This is a genomic window from Pseudomonas sp. ANT_J28, from assembly GCF_008370005.1.
In the GTDB taxonomy this organism is placed as follows: domain Bacteria; phylum Pseudomonadota; class Gammaproteobacteria; order Pseudomonadales; family Pseudomonadaceae; genus Aquipseudomonas; species Aquipseudomonas frigoris.
Genome location: NZ_VOBM01000005.1, coordinates 89,347 through 106,977, shown reverse-complemented (window position 1 = coordinate 106,977; position 17,631 = coordinate 89,347). Strand labels below are relative to the sequence as shown.

General features: G+C 57.7%; 17 protein-coding genes. 10 read left to right on the top strand and 7 right to left on the bottom strand.

Features of this window, described 5'->3' with window-relative positions:
• The first annotated feature begins 20 nt into the window (after positions 1 to 20).
• Positions 21 to 1,394 carry a Trk system potassium transporter TrkA gene (gene trkA / locus FQ187_RS04675; RefSeq protein WP_149628582.1) on the top strand — a complete coding sequence of 458 codons (1,374 nt, stop codon included), beginning with the start codon at positions 21 to 23 and terminating at the stop codon, positions 1,392 to 1,394.
• A 55-nt stretch (positions 1,395 to 1,449) separates the two neighbouring features.
• Positions 1,450 to 1,764, top strand: a complete 315-nt coding sequence (locus FQ187_RS04670; protein WP_149628581.1) for a tetratricopeptide repeat protein — start codon at positions 1,450 to 1,452, stop codon at positions 1,762 to 1,764.
• On the opposite strand, the gene FQ187_RS04665 is transcribed toward FQ187_RS04670, so the two are convergent.
• From FQ187_RS04665 to tag, 3 genes are all read right to left on the bottom strand, one after another.
• Complete coding sequence (locus FQ187_RS04665; protein WP_008155688.1) at positions 1,765 to 2,004, bottom strand: PilZ domain-containing protein; 240 nt, start codon at positions 2,002 to 2,004, stop codon at positions 1,765 to 1,767.
• A gap of 72 nt (positions 2,005 to 2,076) precedes the next feature.
• Positions 2,077 to 2,964 (bottom strand): lysophospholipid acyltransferase, encoded by an 888-nt coding sequence (locus FQ187_RS04660; RefSeq protein WP_129439735.1) that lies wholly within the window; start codon positions 2,962 to 2,964, stop codon positions 2,077 to 2,079.
• Positions 2,965 to 3,004: 40 nt separating this feature from the next.
• The gene (tag, locus tag FQ187_RS04655; RefSeq protein ID WP_033059707.1) at positions 3,005 to 3,562 is read right to left on the bottom strand and encodes a DNA-3-methyladenine glycosylase I; all 558 of its coding nucleotides are present in this window, start codon (positions 3,560 to 3,562) and stop codon (positions 3,005 to 3,007) included.
• Positions 3,563 to 3,643: 81 nt separating this feature from the next.
• Here tag and glyQ point away from each other — a divergent pair, with 81 nt between their 5' ends.
• The 4 genes from glyQ to FQ187_RS04635 all read left to right on the top strand — a co-directional run bounded on the left by glyQ (position 3,644) and on the right by FQ187_RS04635 (position 8,054).
• Positions 3,644 to 4,597, top strand: coding sequence for a glycine--tRNA ligase subunit alpha (glyQ, locus tag FQ187_RS04650; protein WP_003213601.1), 954 nt, complete (start codon positions 3,644 to 3,646; stop codon positions 4,595 to 4,597).
• Positions 4,594 to 6,648: a glycine--tRNA ligase subunit beta gene (gene glyS, locus FQ187_RS04645; protein ID WP_149628580.1), complete on the top strand. Its 2,055-nt coding sequence runs from the start codon at positions 4,594 to 4,596 to the stop codon at positions 6,646 to 6,648. Before glyQ ends, glyS begins: the two co-directional genes overlap by 4 nt.
• A 4-nt stretch (positions 6,649 to 6,652) precedes the next feature.
• Positions 6,653 to 7,192 carry a D-glycero-beta-D-manno-heptose 1,7-bisphosphate 7-phosphatase gene (gene gmhB / locus FQ187_RS04640; protein ID WP_178122674.1) on the top strand — a complete coding sequence of 180 codons (540 nt, stop codon included), beginning with the start codon at positions 6,653 to 6,655 and terminating at the stop codon, positions 7,190 to 7,192.
• 82 nt (positions 7,193 to 7,274) lie between these two features.
• Positions 7,275 to 8,054: a 1-acyl-sn-glycerol-3-phosphate acyltransferase gene (locus tag FQ187_RS04635; RefSeq protein ID WP_149628578.1), complete on the top strand. Its 780-nt coding sequence runs from the start codon at positions 7,275 to 7,277 to the stop codon at positions 8,052 to 8,054.
• 287 nt (positions 8,055 to 8,341) lie between these two features.
• On the opposite strand, the gene gyrB is transcribed toward FQ187_RS04635, so the two are convergent.
• Genes gyrB through dnaA form a run of 4 tightly spaced genes read right to left on the bottom strand, consistent with a single transcriptional unit; the run spans position 8,342 to position 14,558 of the window.
• Positions 8,342 to 10,765, bottom strand: coding sequence for a DNA topoisomerase (ATP-hydrolyzing) subunit B (gene gyrB, locus FQ187_RS04630; protein WP_046045408.1), 2,424 nt, complete (start codon positions 10,763 to 10,765; stop codon positions 8,342 to 8,344).
• Between the two features lie 5 nt (positions 10,766 to 10,770).
• Positions 10,771 to 11,874, bottom strand: a complete 1,104-nt coding sequence (recF, locus tag FQ187_RS04625) for a DNA replication/repair protein RecF (RefSeq protein ID WP_056738504.1) — start codon at positions 11,872 to 11,874, stop codon at positions 10,771 to 10,773.
• A gap of 20 nt (positions 11,875 to 11,894) precedes the next feature.
• The gene (gene dnaN / locus FQ187_RS04620) at positions 11,895 to 12,998 is read right to left on the bottom strand and encodes a DNA polymerase III subunit beta (protein ID WP_149628577.1); all 1,104 of its coding nucleotides are present in this window, start codon (positions 12,996 to 12,998) and stop codon (positions 11,895 to 11,897) included.
• A 39-nt stretch (positions 12,999 to 13,037) separates the two neighbouring features.
• A complete protein-coding gene (dnaA, locus tag FQ187_RS04615; RefSeq protein ID WP_149628576.1) occupies positions 13,038 to 14,558 on the bottom strand; it encodes a chromosomal replication initiator protein DnaA in 1,521 nt (506 codons plus the stop codon).
• Between the two features lie 567 nt (positions 14,559 to 15,125).
• On the opposite strand from dnaA, the gene rpmH reads away from it, so the two are divergent.
• The 4 genes from rpmH to yidC are packed head-to-tail and all read left to right on the top strand — an operon-like array spanning position 15,126 to position 17,604.
• Positions 15,126 to 15,260 carry a 50S ribosomal protein L34 gene (gene rpmH / locus FQ187_RS04610; protein WP_003213577.1) on the top strand — a complete coding sequence of 45 codons (135 nt, stop codon included), beginning with the start codon at positions 15,126 to 15,128 and terminating at the stop codon, positions 15,258 to 15,260.
• Between the two features lie 16 nt (positions 15,261 to 15,276).
• Positions 15,277 to 15,678 (top strand): ribonuclease P protein component, encoded by a 402-nt coding sequence (gene rnpA / locus FQ187_RS04605; protein ID WP_031319201.1) that lies wholly within the window; start codon positions 15,277 to 15,279, stop codon positions 15,676 to 15,678.
• The gene (yidD, locus tag FQ187_RS04600) at positions 15,671 to 15,916 is read left to right on the top strand and encodes a membrane protein insertion efficiency factor YidD (RefSeq protein ID WP_074872215.1); all 246 of its coding nucleotides are present in this window, start codon (positions 15,671 to 15,673) and stop codon (positions 15,914 to 15,916) included. The genes rnpA and yidD overlap by 8 nt, the downstream gene beginning before the upstream one ends.
• Positions 15,917 to 15,918: 2 nt before the next feature.
• Entirely contained in the window at positions 15,919 to 17,604 is a 1,686-nt protein-coding gene (yidC, locus tag FQ187_RS04595) for a membrane protein insertase YidC (protein WP_149628575.1), read from the top strand.
• Positions 17,605 to 17,631: the final 27 nt, after the last annotated feature.

Here is a 17,631-nt window from a genome sequence, read left to right as displayed (position 1 = left end):
GGTTTTAAGGGAGTGACTGGATGAAAATCATCATCCTCGGCGCAGGGCAGGTCGGCGGTTCGCTGGCAGAACACTTGGCCAGCGAGGCCAACGACATCACCGTGGTCGACACTGATGGCGAACGCCTGCGCGACCTCGGCGATCGGCTGGACATCCGCACCGTGCAGGGCCGCGGCTCGCTGCCGACGGTGCTGCGTCAGGCTGGCGCGGACGACGCCGACATGCTGGTGGCGGTGACCAACAGCGACGAAACCAACATGATTGCCTGCCAGGTAGCCCACTCCCTGTTCCACACGCCGACCAAAATCGCCCGGGTTCGCGAAGCCGCCTACCTGACTCGCTCCGAGCTGTTCGACAACGAAGCGATTCCGGTGGACGTGCTGATCAGCCCGGAGCAAGTGGTCACCAATTACATCAAGCGCCTGATCCAGCATCCGGGCGCCTTGCAGGTGATCGACTTCGCCGAAGGCAAAGCCCAATTGGTGGCGGTCAAGGCGTACTACGGCGGCCCGCTGGTGGGCCAGCAACTGCGACAGTTGCGTGAGCACATGCCAAATGTCGAAACCCGTGTTGCGGCGATTTTCCGTCGTGATCGGCCGATCCTGCCGCAGGGCGATACGGTGATCGAGGCGGACGACGAAGTCTTTTTCATCGCCGCCAAGGCGAATATTCGCGCCGTGATGAGCGAAATGCGTCGCCTCGATGAGAGCTACAAGCGCATCGTCATCGCGGGCGGCGGGCAGATCGGTGAACGCCTGGCCGAGGCCATCGAAAGCCGTTACCAAGTGAAGATCATCGAAATGAACCCGGCGCGCTGCCGTCATCTTTCGGACACCCTCGACAGCACTGTGGTGCTGCAGGGCAGCGCTTCGGATCGGGATCTGCTGCTGGAAGAGAACATCGCTGACGCTGACCTTTTCCTGGCCCTGACCAACGACGACGAAGCCAACATCATGTCGTCACTGCTGGCCAAGCGCCTGGGCGCGAAGAAGGTGATGACGATCATCAACAACCCGGCCTACGTCGACCTGATCCAGGGCGGCGACATCGACATCGCTATCAGCCCGCAATTGGCCACCATCGGCACCTTGCTGGCGCACGTGCGCCGTGGCGATATCGTCAGCGTGCACTCATTGCGCCGGGGCGCGGCGGAAGCCATCGAGGCGATTGCCCACGGCGATGAAAAGTCGAGTAAGGTCATCGGCAAGGCCATTGAGAACATTGGCCTGCCGCCGGGCACCACCATTGGCGCAATCATCCGTGACGAAGAGGTGATCATTGCCCACGACGACACCGTGATTGCGGCGGGCGACCATGTGATTCTGTTCCTTGTGGATAAGAAACATATTCGGGATGTTGAAAAGCTGTTTCATGTGGGACTCAGCTTCTTCTAACTGATCGTTCCCACGCTCTGCGTGGGAACGATCGCTGTCCAAAGAGGTGCGAACGATGATCGAATCCCTGGAAAAAATGCTCGCCAAGGGTGTGGATAACTCATTGCTGCGCTTCGGGCTGGGCAAGGGTTATCTGGACCTTGGGGAAAACGCCAAGGCGGCCGAGCATTTCCAGCGTTGCGTCGAATTCGATCCGAAGTACTCAGCGGCCTGGAAGCTAATGGGCAAGGCCCATCTGGGGCTGAAGGATTTCGCGGCGGCACGTCAGGCGTGGGAACTGGGCCTGGAAGCCGCTCGCGCCCATGGCGACAAGCAGGCCGAAAAGGAAATGACCGTGTTTCTGAAGAAGCTTGAGCGTCAGGCTCACTGATCAGAGATAGCGCAGGCCAATGCCCTCGGCATCCACCAGCACCACTTCCATGCGCACCCGCGGCGCGCCTGTGGGTAAGTCCTGCACCTGACCGTACACCACCGCGCCCTTGGGCAATGCCGACAAGCCCGGATGCTTGACGTAGACGCCTGTCGTCGAAAGGTTACGCGTCTGGCCCAAGCATTCGCCGAAACTGTGGTGACTGATCTTGATGCGAAACGATTTGCGGTGTTCGGACATCTTCTGCGCCCTTTACTGAACGGTTGTGGATAACCCTGGCCCCTAGGTTATCCACAGATCATGCCAATTAACTCAGTACCAGCGTTCTTCGCCCGGCGGACGCTTCTTGAAGCGCTTCATGCTCCACATGTACTGGCTCGGATACGCCCGCACATAGCGCTCGACCACCTGGCTCATGGCGGCGCAGGACGTCTCGGTATCGGTGCTGTACATGGCCTCTGGCGCGGCTTCGAGGATCACTTTGTAACCCGATCCGTCCGGCAGACGTAGCGCATGCAGGAACACGCCGACCGCTTTGCCGCCGGCGAGCATGTTCGGTACGAATTTGCTGGTCAGGGCCTGAGTGGCGAAGAACGGTACGAAGATCCCGGCGGATTCGGACGGTTCCGGGTCAGCGGGAATGCCCACTGCACCACCTTTGCGCACTTCCTTGATGACGCTGAGGATGCCTTCCTTGGTGGAGGCGGCAACCCGGTTACCCAATTGCACCCGCTGCTTGCGCAGCAAATCATCCACAGCCTTCAATTTCGGCGGGCGATAGAAAATGATCGGTTTGCACTGGCTGCAATAGAAGTGGTTCAACACTTCCCAATTGCCCAGGTGGCTGGTGATACCGACGACACCCTTGCCGGAGGCGAGTGCGTCCTTTAATACGTCGAGACCTTCGACTTCACGCACCAGGTCGATGGAGCGCTGGGCCGGCCAGATCCAGGCGCAGGCACTTTCGGTCAGGGACTTGCCGATGTCTTTAAGGCTCTGGCCGACAAGACGCTCCCGTTCAGCCGCGTCCATGTCCGGGAAACACTTGGCGAGGTTGATCCGCACCACATCGCGTGAACGGTTGGGGGTTTTCCACATGACCCAGCCGATGGCCGAGCCCACGGCCTGCACTGCCCGCCACGGGAGCAGGGCAAACAGCCGCAGAGCGCCTACCAGCAAGGCGCCTTTAAACTTATCCACAGGTCACTCCTGATCTTGTGCTGTGCGCGAGGCGGCTATTCTAACCGCCGTTCGCGAGCGCCGCGTAGCGATCGCAATCCTGGGTGTGGTCCATGACCATGCCCGAGGCCTGCATCAGCGCGTAGCAAATAGTCGGGCCGACGAACGTGAAGCCGGCCTTTTTCAGGCCTTTGCTCATCTCCACGGCGGTCGGCGTCACGGCCGGCACTTCACTGCGGTCCTTGAAATGATTGATCACAGGCTTGCCGTCGACGAAGGACCAGAGAAATTCCACCGGATCCTCCAGCGCCAGCCAGGCCTGGGCATTGCGCCGGGCCGCATTGAGTTTGAGGCGATTGCGAATGATGCCCGGATCGAGCATCAACTCATCAATTTCGGCGTCGCTCATCTGCGCCACGCGCTGTACGTCGAAACCGAACATCACCTGACGATAGTGCTCACGTTTACGCAGCACGGTGATCCAGGAAAGGCCGGCCTGGAACCCTTCGAGCAAAAGCAACTCGAACAAACCCTGCGCATCGCGTAGCGGCGTGCCCCACTCCTGATCGTGATAAGCCATGTACAGCGGATCTTCGGAACACCAAAAGCAGCGTGGCATAAGGCTCCAGGGGGCGTGCGCAGGACCGAATCGGGTATACTCCCGCTCTTTAAATCGCAGCCCAAGAAACAGGTGAATTTCGTGAGCCAGCCTACGCCAGCCGTGCGTACCTTCCAAGACTTGATCCTCGCCCTCCAGCAATACTGGGCCGAACAAGGTTGTGTGGTACTTCAGCCCTACGATATGGAAGTAGGCGCCGGGACTTTCCACACTGCCACGTTCCTGCGTGCCATTGGCCCGGAAACCTGGAACGCCGCTTATGTGCAGCCCAGTCGTCGCCCGACTGACGGCCGCTACGGCGAAAACCCGAACCGTCTGCAGCACTACTACCAGTTCCAGGTCGTGCTGAAGCCAAACCCGGACAACTTCCAGGAACTGTACCTGGGCTCCCTCAAGCATGTCGGCCTGGACCCATTGGTCCACGATATACGCTTCGTTGAAGACAACTGGGAATCGCCAACACTGGGCGCCTGGGGTCTGGGCTGGGAAGTCTGGCTCAACGGCATGGAAGTGACACAGTTCACTTACTTCCAGCAAGCGGGCGGCATCGAGTGCTACCCGGTGACCGGCGAGATCACCTACGGTCTCGAGCGTCTGGCCATGTACCTGCAAGGCGTGGACTCGGTCTACGACCTGGTCTGGGCTGACGGTCCGTTCGGCAAGGTGACCTACGGCGACGTGTTCCACCAGAACGAAGTGGAGCAGTCGACCTATAACTTCGAACACGCCAACGTCGAGAAGCTGTTCGAACTGTTCGATTTCTACGAAAGCGAAGCCAAGCGCCTGATCGAACTCGACCAGCCGCTGCCGTTGCCGAGCTACGAAATGGTGTTGAAGGCGTCCCATACCTTCAACCTGCTGGATGCGCGCCGGGCGATCTCGGTGACCGCGCGTCAGCAATACATTCTGCGTGTCCGCACCCTGGCGCGTTCCGTTGCGCAAGCCTACCTGCTGGCTCGCGCCAAACTGGGCTTCCCGATGGCGACCCCGGACCTGCGTGACGAAGTGTTGGCTAAGCTGGAGGCTGCACAATGAGTGCTCAAGATTTTCTGGTTGAACTGGGCACCGAAGAACTGCCACCCAAAGCCCTGAACATCCTGGCCGACGCGTTCCTGGCCGGTATCGACAAGGGCCTGCAAGCCGCTGGCCTGAACTACGAGACCAAAACCGTCTACGCCGCGCCACGTCGCCTGGCCGTGCTGATCACCGATCTGGCGACTCAGCAGCCGGATCGCAGCATCAACCTCGACGGCCCGCCACGTCAGGCCGCGTTCGATGCCGAAGGTAACCCGACTCAAGCGGCATTGGGCTTCGCCAAGAAGTGCGGCGTCGACCTGAGCGAAATCGATCAGAGCGGCCCGAAACTGCGCTACAGCCAAAGCATTGCCGGCAAGCCAACCGCGAGTCTGCTGCCGACCATCGTCGAAGATTCCCTGAACGACCTGCCGATTCCCAAGCGCATGCGCTGGGGTGCTCGCAAGGAAGAATTCGTTCGTCCGACCCAGTGGCTGGTGATGCTGCTCGGTGACAATGTCATCGATTGCACGATCCTTGCCCAAAAGTCCGGCCGTGATTCCCGTGGTCACCGCTTCCACCACCCGGAAAGCGTACGCATCACCTCGCCGGCCAATTACCTGACCGACCTGCGTGCCGCTTACGTATTGGCTGATGCCAACGAGCGTCGCGAACTGATCAGCAAGCGCGTCGAAGAGCTGGCGACGATGCAGGAAGGGACGGCGATCGTGCCGCCAGCCCTGCTCGACGAAGTGACCGCGCTGGTTGAATGGCCGGTGCCGCTGGTGTGCTCGTTCGAAGAGCGTTTCCTCGACGTGCCGCAAGAAGCCTTGATCACCACCATGCAGGACAACCAGAAGTATTTCTGCCTGCTGGATGCCGACGGCAAGTTGCTGCCACGTTTCATTACCGTGGCCAACATCGAAAGCAAAGACCCGCAGCAGATCATCGCCGGCAACGAGAAAGTGGTTCGCCCACGCCTGACCGACGCCGAGTTCTTCTTCAAGCAAGACAAGAAGCAGAAACTCGAAGACTTCAACCTGCGCCTGCAGAACGTGGTGTTCCAGGAAAAACTCGGCAGCGTCTACGACAAGGCCGAGCGCGTTTCCAAACTCGCCGCGTTCATCGCTCAACGCATTGGCGGCAACGCCGCATGGGCTTCCCGTGCCGGCCTGCTGTCCAAGTGCGACCTGGCGACCGAGATGGTCGGTGAGTTCCCGGAGATGCAAGGTGTCGCTGGTTACTACTACGCCCTCAACGACGGCGAGCCGGAAGAAGTCGCACTGGCACTGAACGAGCAGTACATGCCGCGCGGTGCCGGTGCCGAACTGCCAACAACCCTGACCGGTGCGGCCGTGGCCATCGCTGACAAGCTCGACACACTGGTGGGCATTTTCGGTATCGGCATGCTGCCAACCGGTAGCAAAGACCCGTACGCCTTGCGCCGTGCTGCGCTGGGTGTGTTGCGCATCCTGATCGACAAGAAGCTCGACCTCGATTTGAACGATGCCGTGGCGTTCGCCGTGAATGCGTTCGGTACAAAGGTCAAGGTTGCCGGCCTCAACGATTCGGTACTGGAGTTCATCTTCGACCGTCTGCGTGCCCGTTACGAAGACGAAGGCGTTGATGTAGGGACTTACCTGTCGGTGCGTGCCCTGAAACCGGGTTCGGCGTTGGACTTCGATCAGCGCGTACAAGCGGTAGAAGCCTTCCGCAAACTGCCGGAAGCCGCTGCCCTCGCCGCGGTGAACAAGCGCGTTTCGAACTTGCTGAGCAAGGTAGAAGGCTCTGTTCCTTCGGTCGTGGAAGCCAAGTACTTCGACAACGCCAACGAGTTCTCCCTGTACTCGGCGATCCAGCAGGCTGACCAGGCTGTCCAGCCGATGGCTGCGGCGCGTCAGTACCGCGAATCGCTGGCACGTCTGGCTGCCTTGCGTGAGCCAGTGGATGCGTTCTTCGAAGCCGTAATGGTCAACGCTGAAGATGCCAAGGTCCGCGCTAACCGTTATGCGTTGCTGTCGCGTCTGCGCGGGCTGTTCCTCGGCGTCGCCGACATTTCGCTGCTGGGCTGAGGAGCTGCTGTTGAAACTGCTGATTCTCGATCGGGACGGGGTGATCAATTACGACTCCGACGCTTACATCAAGTCGGTGGAGGAGTGGATTCCGCTCCCGGGTTCGATCGAAGCCATCGCGCAGTTGAGCAAGGCCGGCTGGACGGTAGCGGTGGCTACCAACCAGTCGGGCATCGCTCGCGGCTATTACGACATCGCCACCCTGGACGCCATGCACGAGCGCTTGCGCGAGCGGGTGGCGGAGCAGGGCGGTGAAGTCGGGCTGATCGTCTATTGCCCGCACGGGCCGGACGATGGCTGCGAATGCCGCAAACCAAAACCCGGGATGTTGAAAACCATCGCCGCGCATTACAACGTATCGCTGACCAATCTTTGGTTCGTCGGCGATACCCTTGGTGACCTGGAGGCCGCCGAAGCCGTCGATTCTCAGCCAGTTTTGGTAAAGACCGGGAAAGGCGAAAAGACTTTGGGCAAGACCCTACCGGTAGGCACCTTGATTTTTGACGATCTGGCGGCGATTGCCGCAGAACTTATCCACAATTAGAGTGCTTCTGATATTCCTGGCCAAGGATTGATCGGGAGTGCGCTTGAATAGGCGGGCAGTGCCCGCAACGGTAAATGTCGCCATGTCGATACTGCAGGCCATCAGATCCTTCCTCTTTTACCTGCTGCTGGGCATCAGCTCCTTGCTCTGGTGCAGCCTGAGCTTTTTTATCGCGCCTTTTCTGCCGTTCAAGGCGCGCTATCGCTTCATCAATGTGTACTGGTGCCGCTGCGCCTTGTGGCTGAGCAAGGTTTTCCTGGGCATCAGCTACGAAGTGAAGGGCGCCGAGAACGTGCCTGACCAGCCCTGCGTGATTCAGTCGAACCACCAGAGCACGTGGGAGACGTTCTTTCTCTCCGCCTACTTCGAGCCGTTGAGCCAAGTGCTCAAGCGCTCATTACTGTTTGTGCCGTTCTTCGGCTGGGCCATGGCCATGCTGCGACCAATCGCCATCGACCGCGACAATCCGAAAGCCGCGCTCAAGCATGTGGCGAAGAAGGGCGATGAACTGCTGAAGGATGGCGTCTGGGTGCTGATCTTCCCCGAAGGGACTCGTGTTCCTTATGGCACCATCGGCAAGTTCTCACGCGGTGGCACGGCGTTGGCGGTCAACGCCGCACTTCCGGTCCTGCCAATTGCGCACAATGCTGGCAAGTTCTGGCCGAAAACCGGCTGGGCGAAGAAGCAGGGCGTCATTACCGTGATCATCGGCGCACCCCTGTATGCCGAGGGTAGCGGGCCGCGAGCGGTTGCCGAGCTGAATGATCGGGTCCAGGCCTGGAACGAGCAGATGCAACGTGAAATGGGTTCGCTACCGGCAGCGCCGGCGGCCCCCTCTGCCAACGATCAAGTCGCTGTCTGAGATTCTGTGGATAACCTGTGTACCGTTTTGCTGAAAAGCGTCGGATTTAGCTTGTAGGCTTATGATTTATATACATATTTCATAAACCCTTAAAAAACCGAAAAAGGTGCATAAGTTTTTTTAGGGCGCAAAAAAACCGGCTGATATAGCCGGTTTTTTTATGCCAGCGATAACGTGTTTCAATCGTTGAACAACAGCAAGATTGGATTGTTACCAAAGCCATTTACGGACAATAAAAAAGGCCAACGCTTGAGCGTTGGCCTTTTTCGTTTGGCAGGTTCGCTGGATCAGAAGTCCAGGTTGGAAACCGCCAGGGCGTTGCTTTCGATGAAGTCACGACGAGGCTCGACCGCATCACCCATCAGGGTGTTGAAGATCTGGTCCGCGCCAATGGCGTCTTCGATGGTCACTTTGAGCATCCGGCGCTGGCTTGGGTCCATGGTGGTTTCCCACAGCTGATCCGGGTTCATCTCACCCAGACCTTTGTATCGCTGGATGGTGTGACGCTTGGTGCTTTCGGCCATCAGCCATTCAAGGGCTTCCTTGAACTCGGTGACCGGCTTCTTACGCTCGCCACGCTGGATATACGCGCCGTCGTCCAGCAAGGTGCTCAGTTGAGCGCCCAGAGAAACAACAGTCTTGTAATCGTTGCTGCCAAAGAAGTCGCGGTTGAAGGTGACGTAGTTCGACAAGCCGTGGGAGATCAGTTCGACCTCAGGCAGCCAGACGTTACGTTCACGGTCTTCACGCAGGCTGGCTTTGTAAACCAGGCCGGACTTCTCGACGGTGCGCAGGCGAACTTCATACTGGGCCATCCAATCCTGCATCGCAGCGTGATCGGACAATTGCTCCAGGCTAACGGCAGGCAGGTAGATAAAGTGCTCGGTCAGCTCCTGTGGGTACAGGCGCGACAGACGCTTGAGCGTCTTCATTACCAGACGGAAGTCATTCACCAGACGCTCGAGGGCTGGTCCGGAAATACCCGGGGCTTCCTCGTTCAGGTGCAGGCTCGCATCTTCCAGGGCCGACTGCGTCATGTACTCTTCCATGGCGTCGTCGTCTTTGATGTATTGCTCTTGCTTGCCTTTCTTGACCTTGTACAGCGGTGGCTGAGCGATGTAGATGTAGCCGCGCTCGATCAGCTCCGGCAACTGACGGAAGAAGAAGGTCAGAAGCAGGGTACGGATGTGCGAACCGTCGACGTCAGCATCGGTCATGATGATGATGTTGTGGTAACGCAGCTTCGCGATGTTGTACTCATCGCGGCCAATGCCGCAGCCCAGCGCGGTGATCAAGGTGCCCACTTCTTGCGAAGAGATCATCTTGTCGAAGCGCGCCTTCTCGACGTTCAGGATCTTGCCCTTGAGAGGCAGGATGGCTTGGGTCCGACGGTTGCGTCCCTGCTTGGCGGAGCCACCAGCAGAGTCACCTTCCACGAGGTACAGTTCGGAAAGGGCAGGGTCTTTTTCCTGGCAGTCAGCCAGTTTTCCCGGCAGGCCGGCGATATCCAGCGCGCCTTTACGGCGGGTCATCTCACGGGCTTTACGCGCCGCTTCACGAGCGCGAGCCGCATCGATCATCTTGCCGACAACCAGCTTGGCTTCGTTCGGGTTTTCCAGCAGGAAGTCGGAGAAGTACTTGCCCATTTCCTGTTCGACCGCGGTCTTCACTTCGGAAGAAACCAGCTTGTCTTTGGTCTGGGAGCTGAACTTCGGATCCGGCACTTTTACCGAGATGATCGCGGTCAGGCCTTCACGGGCATCGTCACCGGTGGTCGCGACTTTGTGCTTCTTCGCCAGACCTTCGGCTTCGATGTAGGTGTTCAGGTTACGCGTCAGAGCGGAACGGAAACCCACCAGGTGAGTACCGCCATCGCGCTGTGGAATGTTGTTGGTGAAGCACAACAGGTTCTCGTTGAAGCTGTCGTTCCACTGCAAGGCGATTTCCACGCCAATGCCGTCTTCGCGCTGAATGTTGAAGTGGAACACCTGGTTGACAGGGGTTTTGTTGGTGTTCAGGTATTCAACGAACGCACGCAGGCCACCCTCGTACTTGAACAGCTCTTCCTTGCCGCTGCGTTCATCCTTGAGGACGATGCCGACACCGGAGTTGAGGAAGGACAGTTCACGAATCCGCTTGGCCAGGATGTCCCAGCTGAAGTGGATGTTCTTGAACGTCAGGTCGGACGGTTTGAAGTGGATCTGGGTGCCGGTGCTTTCACTCTCACCGACGATTTTCATCGGTTCTTTTGGAACACCGTGAATGTAGGTCTGTTCCCAGATTTTGCCGCTGCGGCGAACGGTCAAGACCAGCTCTTCGGACAGGGCGTTCACAACCGACACACCTACACCGTGCAGGCCGCCGGATACTTTGTAGGAGTTGTCGTCGAATTTACCACCAGCGTGCAGCACGGTCATGATGACCTCAGCTGCCGAGACGCCTTCTTCTTTGTGCACGTCTACCGGGATGCCACGACCGTTGTCGCGAACGGTGATGGATTCGTCCGGGTGGATGATGATGCTGATGTCGTCGCAGTGGCCAGCGAGCGCTTCATCGATGGAGTTGTCGACTACCTCGAAGACCATGTGGTGCAGACCGCTACCATCGTCGGTGTCACCAATGTACATACCGGGACGTTTGCGTACGGCATCCAGGCCTTTCAGCACTTTAATGCTCGTTGAGTCGTAGGTATTCGTATTTTCTTCGCTCAATGCCTTCACTCCCGATGGTCGTGGGTCTGGGTGATACGGCCCTGTTCCACGTGGAACAGAGCGACTGGCGTTTCCGTCTGCCAGCCTTCCCTCAATAATTCGTGATCTACACAGGTGATAAACACCTGGCAGCGTAAGTCTTCCAGCAAGCGGCAAAGCGCGCGGCGGTGGTGCTCGTCCAGTTCGGACGGCAGGTCATCCACCAGATAAATACACTGCCCGCGTCGGGCCTGACTGACCAAGTGCCCTTGGGCAATCCGCAATGCACAGACCACCAGCTTCTGCTGACCGCGAGACAAGATGTCCGCGGCGTTGTGTGCGCCCAATCTAAGACGCAAATCAGCGCGCTGCGGTCCGGCCTGGGTATGACCCATTTGCTGATCCCGCTGAAGGGATCCGGCGAGCACTGCACTCAGCTCTCGGTCTTTGTCCCAACCTCGGTAATAGCTGAGCGTTAAGCCCTCGAGCTCAACAAGTTCGCTCAAGGTCTGTTCAAAGACTGGTTTCAAGGCTTTGATATAAGCGCGGCGGTATTCATCAATTTCAGCGCTGGCCTGGCACAGTTCCCTGTCCCAAACCGCTTGCGAAACGGCGTCAAGTGTACCATGCCGCAGCCAAGAGTTTCTCTGGCGCAGGGCCTTCTGCAAGCGCTGCCAGGTAGACATGAATCGTGGTTCCACGTGGAACACGCCCCAGTCGAGAAACTGCCGACGAATCTTCGGTGCGCCTTCCAGCAATCGAAAACTGTCAGGGTTGATCAACTGCAGCGGCAGGATTTCCGCCAGTTGCGCCGCGCTGCGAGCATTCTGCCCGTCGATGCGAATCTGGAACTCCCCTTGACGGTCTCGGGAGATCCCCAATGCGCTGTGCCCACCCTCGGCCATCTCCACCTGACCAAACACCGTACAGGCGAGCTGCTCGTACTGGATGACCGGTAACAGGCGGGTGCTACGAAACGAACGGGCAAGCCCCAGCAGATGAATGGCTTCCAGAACACTGGTTTTGCCGCTGCCGTTGGCGCCGTAAAGAATGTTGATTCGGGGGGAGGGGGAGAAGGTCACCGGGTGCAGATTGCGCACCGCGGTGACAGAGACACGACTTAAGGACATCTAGCTTCTGCTGAGCATGATTACAGACGCATCGGCATGACAACGTAGGCCGAGTCGTCGTTGTCAGACTCTTGCACCAACGCACTGCTGTTGGAGTCGGACAGGATCAGACGAACCTGCTCAGTGGTCATGACGCCCAACACGTCGAGCAGGTAGCTCACGTTGAAGCCGATTTCCAGATTGCCGCCGTTGTACTCGACGCCCACTTCTTCTTCCGCTTCTTCCTGTTCCGGGTTGTTCGCCTGGATCTTCAGCTGACCGTTGGCCAGTTGCAGACGGATGCCGCGGTACTTCTCGTTGGACAGAATCGCGGTACGGCTGAAGGCTTCACGCAGGGCCTGACGATCGCCGAGTACCAGTTTGTCGCCGCCCTTAGGCAGAACACGCTCGTAGTCCGGGAATTTGCCGTCGACCAGTTTCGACGTGAAGGTGAACTCGCCAGTGGTCGCACGAATGTGGTGCTGACCCAGAACGATACTGACGATACCCTCTGGCTCAGTCAGCAGGCGCGCCAGCTCAAGGATACCTTTACGTGGCACGATGACCTGGTGGCGATCCGGCTGACCGATATCAGCCTGCATCGAGCACATGGCCAGACGGTGACCGTCGGTGGCCACGGCGCGGATGATGCCAGCCGAGACTTCCAGCAGCATGCCGTTGAGGTAGTAACGCACGTCTTGCTGGGCCATCGCGAAGCTGGTGCGTTCAATCAGGCGACGCAGTTTGCTTTGCTCAAGGCTGCACGTCAGCGAGCCGGGGCCTTCTTCCACAGTCGGGAAGTCATTGGCCGGCAGGGTCGACAGGGTGAAGCGGCTACGGCCGGCCTTCACCACGAGCTTCTGCTCGTCGACCTTGATATCGATCAGCGCATCGTTCGGCAAGCTTTTGCAGATATCCATCAGCTTGCGCGCAGGCACAGTGATGGAACCTGGATCGGCAGGCTCTTCGAGTTGTACACGACCGACCAGCTCGACTTCCAGGTCGGTACCGGTCAGCGACAATTGCTGGCCTTCGACAACCAGCAGCACGTTGGAGAGCACCGGCAAGGTCTGTCGGCGCTCGACGACGCCTGCGACCAGTTGCAGGGGTTTCAACAGGGCTTCGCGTTGAATGGTGAAATGCATGGTCTAGTCCCTTGCCTTAATAAGCTGCGCTGGTGTTCATCAAGTGGTCAGTGTACGCAGCAGGTTCTTGTAGTCCTCGCGGATGTCCGCGTCGGATTCCTTAAGTTCGTTGATCTTGCGGCAGGCGTGCAAAACAGTCGTGTGGTCCCGGCCGCCAAACACGTCACCGATTTCCGGCAAGCTATGGTTGGTCAGTTCTTTGGACAAAGCCATGGCGACCTGACGCGGACGAGCTACCGAACGCGAACGACGTTTGGACAACAAGTCGGAGATCTTGATCTTGTAGTACTCGGCGACAGTGCGCTGAATATTATCCACAGAGACCAGTTTGTCTTGCAGTGCCAACAGATCTTTCAGGGATTCGCGAATCAACTCGATGGTGATATCGCGGCCCATGAAGTGCGAGTGGGCGATCACGCGTTTGAGCGCGCCTTCCAGCTCACGCACATTGGAACGAATACGCTGGGCAATGAAGAACGCCGCGTCATGGGGCAGATCGACTTTGGCCTGATCGGCCTTTTTCATCAGGATCGCCACGCGTGTTTCAAGCTCCGGCGGCTCGACGGCTACCGTCAGGCCCCAGCCGAAGCGGGATTTCAAGCGCTCTTCAAGGCCTTCGATTTCTTTCGGGTAGCGGTCACTGGTGAGAATGACCTGCTGGCCACCTTCAAGCAGGGCATTGAAGGTGTGGAAAAACTCTTCCTGGGAACGTTCCTTGCGGGCGAAGAACTGAATGTCATCGATCAGCAATGCATCCACCGAACGGTAGAAGCGCTTGAACTCGTTGATGGCGTTCAGCTGCAGGGCCTTGACCATGTCGGCCACGAACCGTTCGGAATGCAGGTACACAACCTTGGCATTCGGATTCTTCTTTAACAGGTGGTTACCCACCGCGTGCATCAAGTGGGTTTTACCCAAGCCGACGCCACCATAAAGGAAGAGCGGGTTGTAACCGTGCTTGGGATTGTCCGCCACTTGCCAGGCCGCAGCACGGGCCAGTTGGTTGGACTTGCCCTCGACGAAGTTTTCGAAGGTGAAGGTGCGGTTCAGGTAGCTGGTGTGCTTGAGCGCGCCTTCGACCTGCACCGTACGCTGTTCGGCGCGAATCGGAGCTTGTTGCGAACTGGCCCCGGCCATCGGGTCGAAGCTGTCGCGCGATGGCTCTTCATTAACCTCGGCAACTTTTTGTGTCGAACGCTTGGTCGGAGCGGCTACCTGGGATGACGGCGGGGCGCTGACAGGTGCTTGAGCGGCCTGAGCCTGTGAAGCAGCGGCGGCCAACGGAGCATTCGGGGCGGCACGTGGTGCCGAACTGCGTTTGCTGCCTATTAATAAGGACAGCGCCGGCGCCATGCCATTGCCATGCTCATCCAGCAGTTCAAGGACGCGGCCCAGGTACTTTTCGTTGACCCAGTCGAGAACAAAACGATTCGGTGCGTAGACACGCAACTCGTCGCCTTCGGCTTCGACCTGTAGTGGACGGATCCAAGTGTTGAATTGTTGGGCAGGCAGCTCATCGCGCAAAAGCTCCACGCACTGCTGCCAAAGTTCCACTGACACGGATATCCCCTAAGTTGAAAGCCGGTGAGGCAAAAACAAGCCGCCATTGTAGCCGACCAGGCCCCGACTTATCCACACGAAGGTTGGGCACCTCCCATGAAGAATCAGTGATTTATACGAAAAAAAGACGACCAGCGGTCTGTGCATAAGCTCTGTGGATAACCGGGCCTAAGATCGTTGTACAAGTGGGGGCGAAACCCGGTGGATAACCACGCTGTGGATAAGTACCTCTTTCACACACAGCTTATCCGACAGCGCAGCACAGGCTTACCACCGTTTTCCACCGTAGTTGTCATTCTCTGTACACCACGACTTTAAAGGGCTGATGGCAGTTATCCACAGGTGATCGTGTCCCTAGCTTTTATAAGCTTTACAGAAAAGCTTTAAATACTTTCCTTCTTAATTTCTATATCTAGCCAAGGAGTCCGGCAGGAAAAACGTCTGGAGATCTATTTATAAGGAAACGCTGGTTGGAAATTGACCTAGAGGCTTGCTTTCTCTAGAATCCCCGGTCTCTTAAAACGGGGGCCATTCCGGCCCGTTGTGGACGAACCAGGTAACACGACAATGAAACGTACTTTCCAACCAAGCACTATCAAACGCGCTCGTACCCACGGTTTCCGTGCTCGCATGGCTACCAAAAACGGTCGTGCCGTCCTGTCGCGTCGTCGCGCCAAAGGTCGTGCGCGTCTGGCAGTTTGATAATCCGGCACTGGAGGTGAGTCAGGACTTCAGTCGGGAAAAGCGTCTGCTTACTCCCCGGCATTTCAAGGCAGTCTTTGACTCCCCTACCGGCAAGGTTCCGGGGAAAAATCTCCTGCTCCTTGCGCGCAACAACGATCTCGATCACCCCCGTCTCGGGCTGGTTATCGGGAAAAAGAGCGTAAAGCTCTCCGTCGAGCGCAATCGCCTCAAACGTCTGATGCGCGAATCGTTCCGTCTGAACCAGGACTCACTGGCCGGCTGGGACATCGTTATCGTCGCGCGCAAAGGTTTGGGTGACGTAGAAAACCCCGAATTGATTCAGCATTTCGGCAAACTCTGGAAGCGTCTGGCACGCAGCACGCCGGTACCAGCAGTCAAAACCGAAACTGTAGGGGTAGACAGTCCCGATGCGTAAACTGGCACTCGTTCCGATCCAGTTTTATCGCTATGCCATTAGTCCTCTGATGGCCAGTCACTGTCGTTTCTACCCCAGTTGTTCCTGCTACGCGTATGAAGCCATAGAAAATCATGGTCTTCTGCGCGGTGGCTGGCTGGCCTTTCGTCGTTTAGGTCGCTGTCATCCGTGGAATCCCGGTGGTTATGACCCGGTTCCATCTATCCCTACCTCCCGTTCTTCTTCGATGGCCGAGTAATCATGGATATCAAACGCACGATCCTGATCGTCGCCCTGGCAATCGTGTCCTACGTTATGGTTCTTAAATGGAACCAGGACTATGGCCAGGCTGCCCTGCCGACTCAGAATGTTGCTTCCAGTACTACCGCACCGGGCCTACCGGATACGGCGACTGGCAATAATGCTTCTGTCAGTGACGACATTCCACGCGCCGCAAGCGATACCAGTGCAACTGCACCTGCTGAATCACCAGTAGCTGCAAGCAAAGACCTCATCCAGATCAAAACGGATGTGCTCAACCTGGCAATCGATCCACAAGGTGGCGATGTTGCCCAGTTGACGCTGCCGCTGTATCCACGTCGCCAGGACCATCCGGAAATTCCATTCCAGTTGTTCGATAACGGCAACGAGCGGACCTATCTGGCCCAGAGCGGTCTGATCGGCACCAACGGTCCGGACGCCAGTCCTGCCGGCCGTCCGGTTTACTCCTCGGAGAAGAAGATTTACCAACTGGCTGACGGTCAGGACCAATTGGTCGCAGACCTGAAGTTCAGCAAGGATGGCGTCAACTACATCAAGCGTTTCACCCTGAAACGTGGCCTGTATGACGTAACCGTTTCCTACCTGATCGATAACCAGAGTGCTCAGCCTTGGTCCGGTGCAATGTTCGCGCAATTGAAGCGTGACGCCAGCTCCGATCCTTCTTCCAGCACTGCCACCGGCACCGCGACTTACCTGGGCGCCGCCCTGTGGACAAGTAACGAGCCGTACAAGAAAGTGTCCATGAAGGACATGGACAAGGCTCAGCTGAAAGAAACCGTTAACGGTGGTTGGGTTGCATGGTTGCAGCACTACTTCGTGACCGCGTGGATTCCGGCGAAAGGCGAGAACAACCTCGTCCAGACCCGTAAAGACAGCAAGGGCAACTACATCATCGGCTACACCGCCCCGGCAATGACTGTCGCGCCAGGTGCAAAAGCCGAGACCAGTGCCGTTCTGTATGCCGGTCCGAAAAGCCAGGCTGTGCTGAAAGAGTTGTCCCCAGGCCTGGAACTGACCGTCGACTACGGCATTCTGTGGTTCATTGCCCAGCCAATCTTCTGGCTGCTGCAACACATCCACGCGCTGGTCGGTAACTGGGGCTGGTCGATCATCTTCCTGACCATGCTGATCAAGGGGATCTTCTTCCCGCTGTCGGCTGCCAGCTACAAATCCATGGCGCGCATGCGTGCAGTGGCACCGAAACTGGCGGCGCTGAAAGAGCAACATGGCGACGACCGGCAGAAGATGTCGCAATCCATGATGGAGCTGTACAAGAAAGAGAAGATCAATCCGCTGGGTGGTTGCTTGCCAATCCTCGTGCAGATGCCGGTTTTCCTTTCGCTGTACTGGGTTCTGCTGGAAAGCGTTGAAATGCGCCAAGCGCCGTTCATGCTGTGGATTACTGACCTGTCGATCAAGGATCCGTTCTTCATTCTGCCGATCATCATGGGTGCAACCATGTTCATCCAGCAGCAGCTGAACCCGACTCCTCCGGATCCGATGCAGGCCAAGGTGATGAAGCTGATGCCAATCATCTTCACCTTCTTCTTCCTGTGGTTCCCGGCTGGTCTGGTGCTGTACTGGGTAGTGAACAACTGCCTGTCGATCGCCCAACAGTGGTACATCACTCGTAAGATCGAAGCGGCTACCAAAGCAGCTGCCTGATTTACACTGTGGATAACCACTCAAAAC